Source organism: Vibrio sp. 10N.261.55.C5, assembly GCF_041470505.1.
GTDB classification, from domain to species: domain Bacteria; phylum Pseudomonadota; class Gammaproteobacteria; order Enterobacterales; family Vibrionaceae; genus Vibrio; species Vibrio crassostreae_C.
Window position 1 is genome coordinate 1 of the sequence record NZ_JBFRMS010000040.1, and the last position, 4,703, is coordinate 4,703.

The 4,703-nt window shown below is 44.1% G+C and carries 5 protein-coding genes; 2 read left to right on the forward strand and 3 right to left on the reverse strand.

The window, feature by feature from the left end; all coding sequences use genetic code 11:
* Window positions 1-82: 82 nt before the first annotated feature.
* Together AB4263_RS15495 and AB4263_RS15500 are read right to left on the reverse strand one after the other, a co-directional pair.
* Window positions 83-244 carry a hypothetical protein gene (locus tag AB4263_RS15495; protein WP_372098473.1) on the reverse strand — a complete coding sequence of 54 codons (162 nt, stop codon included), beginning with the start codon at window positions 242-244 and terminating at the stop codon, window positions 83-85.
* Between the two features lie 134 nt (window positions 245-378).
* Window positions 379-618, reverse strand: coding sequence for a hypothetical protein (locus AB4263_RS15500; RefSeq protein WP_372098475.1), 240 nt, complete (start codon window positions 616-618; stop codon window positions 379-381).
* 284 nt (window positions 619-902) lie between these two features.
* On the opposite strand from AB4263_RS15500, the gene AB4263_RS15505 reads away from it, so the two are divergent.
* A complete protein-coding gene (locus AB4263_RS15505) occupies window positions 903-1,253 on the forward strand; it encodes a plasmid mobilization protein (protein ID WP_372098476.1) in 351 nt (116 codons plus the stop codon).
* Window positions 1,250-2,692 carry a hypothetical protein gene (locus tag AB4263_RS15510; RefSeq protein WP_372098478.1) on the forward strand — a complete coding sequence of 481 codons (1,443 nt, stop codon included), beginning with the start codon at window positions 1,250-1,252 and terminating at the stop codon, window positions 2,690-2,692. The genes AB4263_RS15505 and AB4263_RS15510 overlap by 4 nt, the downstream gene beginning before the upstream one ends.
* Before the next feature lie 212 nt (window positions 2,693-2,904).
* Here AB4263_RS15510 and AB4263_RS15515 read toward each other — a convergent pair whose 3' ends face one another.
* Complete coding sequence (locus AB4263_RS15515) at window positions 2,905-4,428, reverse strand: protein rep (protein WP_372098480.1); 1,524 nt, start codon at window positions 4,426-4,428, stop codon at window positions 2,905-2,907.
* Between the last annotated feature and the right edge of the window lie 275 nt (window positions 4,429-4,703).

The following is a 4,703-nucleotide window of genomic DNA, read 5'->3' on the forward strand; positions in this document are numbered from 1 at the left end:
GGGGTGCGTATGACTTAGCATCGCAAGGTTCCGCCCAATAACCACCCGGCCCATGCAAACTCAGTGCAGGGGCTTATATGCCCTATCGGGCATGGTACTCATCCATCAACGCCCCAATGAACGCCATTACTTCGCTGTAAGTGTCATAGCCCTGCTCCCGACCACCTATAAGGCGCTCACCCGTTACATAAGACGTAACTACAGGCACCAATGATTCACCGCTATCCGTGTTGGCATACAACACGTCAAAGCACCTTATAAAGTCCCTACCCTTGCTTACAAGCAAGTAAAACTCTGCCCTGAACTCATCAGCCCCAACATATTTTGCATCTTCTGTAACGTCCCCAACTAATACATATCTCATCGCTAATCTCCTATTTATTGTGGTTTAACTGCAAACTCAGCAAAGCCAAGTTCCTTAATTACTTTACATGCCGCATCAAGGCTCTTGAATGCTCTAAGCTCGCCACGCTGCGTATACAGCCCGTATCCCTCGCCCTTTTTTTTGCCATCGAAGTCAACAGTCCAGCCACCAAACATTGGGCTGTTAGTAACCGTTGCTTTTGCAAGTATTCCTGCATCCATAAGTAATTTTATATCTTTAAGTTCGTTTTTCATGTCTTTAATTCCTCTGTTTTGATGTATCAATAATACCGTTTTGATTATACTGTGTCAACCATCAAAAGTAACTTTTTGATTATTAATTTAATGTTCCTGAATTGGCTTGTTTGTAATTACAATTTTTAATTATTAAATTTCAATAAAGGGTTAATACCAAGCCAGCATAGATATGTCATTACGTTCCGTAATTCTCATATCGCTGTCAAAGGGGTTCGTTCCTACCCCTTTAATCCCCAAAAAAGACACTGTCTAAAGACAGCAAAAACCAAAATCAAAAGCCAATGAGCAAGAGCAAAAGCAAAAAGCCAGTACGGCATGAACTTATACAAATCCGCGTCACCGCAGATGAAAAGTCAATAATTCAAACCAATGCTAAAGGCAACATATCGGATTGGTTTCGCACGTTTGCCTTAGATCCTAAGTCGCCTCACCACAAGCCAGCCTACAAAGAGTTCAAGCAAGATCCCGAACTTGTACAACAAGTTGCGTTACTTGGTAACAACATTAACCAACTCACTCGCCAAGTTAATACCATCAAAAAACAGGGTTCACGACTCGACCTAGTAGCAGTGCAGGCAAGGCTTGCTGAAACTAACGAGCTACTAAGTCAGCTCATAAAGTTAGGGGCATGATAGTTACCTTTTTTAAAGGCGATCACTCGTCAGTCACTAACGGTCTTGAGTACCTAGAGGGTGGCACCAAAACGCGCAAAGTGGCTCCCGAGTTACTGTCGGGAAATCCCGATGTAACAAGAGAATTACTTAAGGAGGCTAGTCGCTTTTCCAAGGCTTACACCTACGGGTGCTTAGGCTTTGAAGAGTCCAACATTCCTACATCCCAAAAACAAAAGCTGATGGAGTCATTTGAGCAAACGCTAATGGCAGGCTTGAACCCAAATCAATACGACATGGTTTGGATTGAGCATCGAGACAAAGACAGGCTTGAGCTTAATTTCCACGTGGTAAATATGGAGTTAACCACTGGTAAGGCACTAACGCCTTACGTCCACTCAAGGGACGTGAAACGCATTGATACGTGGAAGTCCATAGCCAACGACACCTACGGATTTACAGACCCAAACGACCCAAGTAAAAAAAGAACCTTTGCACTTGGCAATAACTCCCGCCCTAGGCAGGAAGTCATGAGGCAAGTAGATCAGCACATATTTCAAAGAGCTGCTGATGGTGAACTTAACAACCAAAAAGACATTGTGAATGCCCTAAACGCCATAGATGGCGTAACGGTGACACGTAACACTAAATCGTCCATTTCATTTAAAGCGGAGGGACACGAAAAACCAATAAGACTTAAAGGTGATATGTATGGCAAATCTTTCGAAGGCATTGAAGACCTCGCAGCAGAGCAGGCAAGACGACTACAAGCGTTTAACGCAGAACGTGACCAAAGACTTACAAGAAACAGGAAAGAGCTTGGAGAGCGCAATAGACACATTGCAAATCAACGTCGTCAGCAGTATCCGAAACCAACGCCGCCTAAACCTAGTAATACCAATGCTGTTGGGGCTGTTCCTGTTCCTAGTAGGGATGATAGCAGGGCGTTACCTAGTAACGGAATACGAGATCCAAAAGTTTCACCCTTGCATACAGGTGGTCAAGAGCCAAGACGACCCGAACCAGTTGTATTGCCAAATGAAGTAACACCAAACAAAAATAATGATACCCATGTTAAGCATGATAATAAGCAACCTCAAAGCCCTACAAGCAGGGCAAGTAAGTTCATTCAAGGAATTAAACAAGCAATTAGAAACTTTGCAGAAAGAGTTACAGCAAGAAAAACAGAAGCGGGAGAGCTTAGAGAAAACTATGGCGAGCTTGAACAAAACTGTTACGAGCTTGACCGACTACTTAAGGGAGCAGAGGGGTTAAGGTTAAAACTGGAGATGGAACTTAAAGCCAAAGAGCCAGAGTCAACATCAGAGCCAGAGCCAGAGCCTAATGATTTATTTGCAAAACTTGCTGCACAAAAGGCTGCCAGAGCTGAAAACCAAAAGGCTCCAGAGGAACAACCTCAAGAGCCTAAAAAAACAAATCGAATAAAAATGAAGATGTAACCAAGGGGCGCAATGCCCCTATTTAACACTGCAAATTAATTACCAACCATTGTCATTGTCGAGTTCATCTTGGAACTTACAAATTCGGCAAAGATCCTCGCCACAATTAGCATCCTCGCCACAATTAACACAATTAGCCAAGCCATCGCAATCTTCCCAATCACACTTACTATTTCTACAGCGACTCATAGTTATTTCCTGCACATATAAATTTAAAATCTGAATATTACTTTACCATTTTCATCGTGGGTTTGGTGATCATCGTCAGGATCTAACCAAGGCATACTGTTGCCATATTTGTTAGCCATACTCTTACCTTTATTAGTGGGTGCTAATGGCTGTAAAGGCTTATCAAGGGTTGCTTTAAAGTCCTCGCCAATCTCTTGCATTTCCTCACCACTTAACTGGTAAATACGTTCCGTTAACGGTAATGCCTCATCGGCCGTTGCAGCCCGTTCGTAATCTGGATCAGGGTTTATAGAGCCTATAACAGCAGCAATTACTTGCTTGTTAGAAGTATCCTCGGCAGTGTCTAGCACTATGCTAGGGTTACATCTAGCGCGCTTCCACTCACCGCCCTTTTTATCCATTTTGTAAATGCTTGACGCCTCATCCTCGTCCAGTACGGCAAGTTGCTCATCCGTGTAATCATCCAATCCAACCAACTCTTTTAAGCCCTGAGACCAGTAAAGTTGACGCTTACCGTCCATCGCACTTGTGTAATCAAGCCAACGCTTTGCCCATACACCATCACCAGTTTCAGAGAACTTACTCAAAAACATAAATGGGTGCATACCCTTTGCCCTACCTTGTTTCGTGCTCGCCTTGGCTACCTCACGATCCGCGCCCCAATGCCTAGAATCATCTTGTTTAGCAAGATAATCAGAGTTACTAACTTTAAACTTAACATCGACCGCATGGAGCATGAATGCGGACTCATCCACACCTTCCATCAGCCCTGCCTTTTCACAGACATGGTGCCAACGATCCATTAAAAGTTTCTTGAAAATAGTTTCCGAATCAAGCTCTAAAAGCGCATCCCGATACCAATGATCCCGCTTGTATCTGAACTTCCTTTGGACATAAGTTTCAACCGTGGCACGGTCAAAAACTTTATCTACAAACCAAAGCTCATGCGTGTGTGGGTGGTATCCATTAGACCCATACGTGATCTCAAGGGAACGTATTAAGCCCTCGAAACCAAAAGCCTTTTTGAAGGACTGCCAAGCCTTACCACTACGCAATAACTTAAATGCCTCAGCTTGCTTTGTAAGTAAGTCCTCCAAGCGATCCTCAAATTTATGGCTAAAGGTAAAGGTGATCATCATCGCCTGTTTATCCTGCTCATAAAAATAATCAATGGCATGGCTGATTTCGCCCCTACGCCTTTCTTGTACCTTGGCGGCACACATTGGACACGTCCAAACACTGCCACACGTAGTGACACCAGTGAAGAAAGTAGATTTATGCTCGCAGGATTTCATGATCTCAATATCGCTGTGAGCGATGTAAGAACACTTTGCTGTTCGGTGGTAGTTAAGTATGTAATCCAAACCTTGACGCTTACCCTCATTGGCATATATAGCCCTTGAGGTTCTGGCAAGATCGTAACGGTCGCGCCTGTCAGATCGGCGCTTTTGGCTTTCCAGTACCTCACCAGTATCGAGATCGATCTGAGGTGAAGAGGATTTCGCCTTTATTCCTAGGGGGCTGACGCCCGTGGTCTTATCGCCCATTTCCCACACCCCAGCACGCGCTGTGTGAGGCTATGAGGTTCAGCAAGGGGTTGCTAAATGTAATCTTAGTTGTCATAATCACTCTGAGTTTGATTTAAGCCAGTGTAGGGTTGCAGCCCAATAATCACTGGCTTTGTCTTTTCTGGAATCTAGCATTCCTGCCTTCCATTTAAATACTCTACTCTTTTTAGTAAGTTGCTGCCAGTCCTCAGCAAGAATGCCTCAACCGCCATCACAACCTAAAGCCTTTTAAAAGCGCTTGGCAGGAAAAGGGG

Coding starts and splice junctions, on each gene's coding strand:
- AB4263_RS15500 (WP_372098475.1), bottom strand. CDS start 618: ATGAAAAACGAACTTAAAGATATAAAATTACTTATGGATGCAGGAATA.
- AB4263_RS15505 (WP_372098476.1), top strand. CDS start 903: ATGAGCAAGAGCAAAAGCAAAAAGCCAGTACGGCATGAACTTATACAA.
- AB4263_RS15510 (WP_372098478.1), top strand. CDS start 1,250: ATGATAGTTACCTTTTTTAAAGGCGATCACTCGTCAGTCACTAACGGT.
- AB4263_RS15515 (WP_372098480.1), bottom strand. CDS start 4,428: ATGGGCGATAAGACCACGGGCGTCAGCCCCCTAGGAATAAAGGCGAAA.